We start from the raw sequence: 2,210 nt of genomic DNA, 5'->3' as shown, positions 1-2,210 counted from the left end.
GCACTGGACTGGTCTAACGGCCCGAAAATCTGCTCTAGCAAATCATCGGTTTCGTCGTCCTTCGCCTTGGCTTGTTTTTTGGCCATCAACTACAATCCTGTAGGCAAATGGACGACGATGAAGCCGACTTCTGCCCTGCCGATTTTACGAACCGATCCCGTCCGGTCGCCACGTAGCGTAAACGGCCCTAAGCTTCCGATATCACGGGAGGCCTCGCCATGATGCCGGACACCATAGCAATCCCCGACCATCTGCGCTCCCGCCTCGAACGGCTGGCGGCGGAACGCGACCAGGAGGCCGCTGCCTTCACGGCCTCCCTCCTGACCGTGGCGGTCCAGATGATGGAACAGCAGGACGGCGACGAATTGCGGGCCATGCTGGAACGGGGACCGTTCGACGTGCCGGCCTCGGACGGGACGGCGAACGCGGCCAGGTCCGCGCTGTGCATCCTCGACGCGGCGGGCGACATGGCGCGGGAGGCGGTCGGGCGCTTCCTCGACGGGGATGTCATCAACCATCCGCGCATCCGGCCGTCGATGATCCTGCCGCTGCTCGATGGCGTCTCCGATCTCGACCTGGCGCGACGCGACGGCGACGCGGAGAACGCCGCTTCTATCACGCGCCGGCTGCTCGACCTCTGGAACGGCACGGCCTGAACCCCCGAGGCAGGGCGGGAACGCGGGGCAGGGCGCATGCCCTGGGGCGCGTCATAAGTGGGCGCGTCCGCGCCCTTCCATTCTTGCCGGCGATGGCAAAAGGCCCGGCGCGGTGCCGGGCCTCTCGTCGTCAATCTGGATCAAATTCGGCAACCGTGCCGCGATGGCCGCACCCGCTGCACATCGCCGGGCTGGCCGGGGTGAATTCATGGTCCCCGTTTTCGGCATTGTCCGGGTCGGTGCCGTCCGGGGTCACGCGAACCCAGACGGTTGCCGCAATGTCGATGCGGTCGGCGCTGCCGCATGCCGGACAGGCCATGTCGAACAGGGCGCTCATGCTGCCTCCCGCACGGCGTCTGCCGTCTGGCCGGTCAGGAAGTCGGCGGCGCGCTGCGCGTGGCTGGCGGCGGTGAAGATCGCCCGCTTGTCGGCTTTCAGGATGCCGAGCCAGTGGGCCAGATAGTCAGCATGATCGGCGCGGGGTTCCGGGGTCAGGTCGAGGCCGGCCATGACGAAGGCCGCGCCCAGTTCCGCCACCAGCTCTTCGAACGCATAGGCCTGATCCGCGAACCGCTTCCCGAACGTCCGTGCAAGCCGGCGCTCGTGGCCGGTCCAGTGCGTCAGCTCGTGGGTGAGGGTCGCATAGTAGCTTTCCGCGTCCCTGAACGCCTGTAGGGGCGGCATCTGCACCATGTCCGCACCGGGGACATAAAACGCCCTGTTGCCACCGTGCCGGATGGTCGCGCCGGTCGCCGCTGCGAACGCCTCGGCGCGCTCGATCCGCTCAATCCCCGCGGGCAGGGCAGGGGCCGGGGTCCGGTAGCTGTCGGGCAAGCCGTCGATCTGCTCGACGTTGAACACGCTGTATCCCTTCAAAAACGGGATGCGCTGTTCCGTGTCCTCGCCGGTCGCCTCGTCGGTGCCGGTCCGGTTGATCGCGCCCGCATAAACAACGGTAGTGCCTTTCTCGCCCTTCCGAACGCATGCGCCGAGTTCGATCGCCTGCTTGAAGGTCATCCACGTTGCCGAGGCGTAGCCGTTATCTGTGGCCGCTCCCCACAACATCAGAATATTGATCCCGCGATAGGGGACGCCATTGCCGCGCAGAGGCAGGCGGATCGGTCCGCTAATGGTTTGGCCGCTGCTCCACGGCTTGTGCCAAGGCTTCACGCCCGCCTCTAGGCTGGCAACGATCTGGTCGGTTACTTTGGTGTAAAGGTCTGCTTTCATTGGCTTTTCTTTCTTGGTTTGAAGGGTTGCGCATGCAACCCTGCTAGGCCAAGCGCCAATGAGCGGGGGGAAGCCGTCCAGGACCGGCGGCCGGGGAGGGGGATCACCCGGTTTGCAGCCCTTGCGAAAACCGGGGACACCCCGGCCGACGCGCCCTTGCGTCCAGTCCTTGACGGCGGGGGCGGTCAGCCCCTCTTGCCGATCGCGGACGCGATCATGACGACTGCCGGCGCAGCCGGCCCTAAACGGGAGGCGGCGCAGGCGCCGTGGGGGGAGTGGGAGACGTCCGCGCAGCAGTCGGGAACGGCGGGCCGGCAATGAGCC

4 protein-coding genes are annotated in these 2,210 nt (G+C 66.5%); 2 read left to right on the top strand and 2 right to left on the bottom strand.

Annotated elements, in window-relative coordinates; genetic code table 11:
* Together FV242_RS35265 and FV242_RS33690 are read left to right on the top strand one after the other, a co-directional pair.
* The coding region (locus tag FV242_RS35265; RefSeq protein WP_210248998.1) for a hypothetical protein at positions 1 to 222 on the top strand (222 nt) is incomplete at its 5' end.
* Positions 219 to 656: a hypothetical protein gene (locus FV242_RS33690; protein WP_147941996.1), complete on the top strand. Its 438-nt coding sequence runs from the start codon at positions 219 to 221 to the stop codon at positions 654 to 656. The genes FV242_RS35265 and FV242_RS33690, both read left to right, overlap by 4 nt.
* Positions 657 to 786: 130 nt before the next feature.
* Here FV242_RS33690 and FV242_RS33685 read toward each other — a convergent pair whose 3' ends face one another.
* On the bottom strand, positions 787 to 993 hold the full coding sequence (locus tag FV242_RS33685; RefSeq protein WP_147941995.1) for a hypothetical protein: 207 nt from the start codon (positions 991 to 993) through the stop codon (positions 787 to 789).
* Positions 990 to 1,886: an ArdC family protein gene (locus FV242_RS33680; protein ID WP_147941994.1), complete on the bottom strand. Its 897-nt coding sequence runs from the start codon at positions 1,884 to 1,886 to the stop codon at positions 990 to 992. The genes FV242_RS33685 and FV242_RS33680 overlap by 4 nt, the downstream gene beginning before the upstream one ends.
* Positions 1,887 to 2,210 lie beyond the last annotated feature (324 nt).

The organism is Methylobacterium sp. WL64, assembly GCF_008039945.1.
In the GTDB taxonomy this organism is placed as follows: domain Bacteria; phylum Pseudomonadota; class Alphaproteobacteria; order Rhizobiales; family Beijerinckiaceae; genus Methylobacterium.
This window is presented reverse-complemented; position numbering and strand designations above follow the sequence as displayed.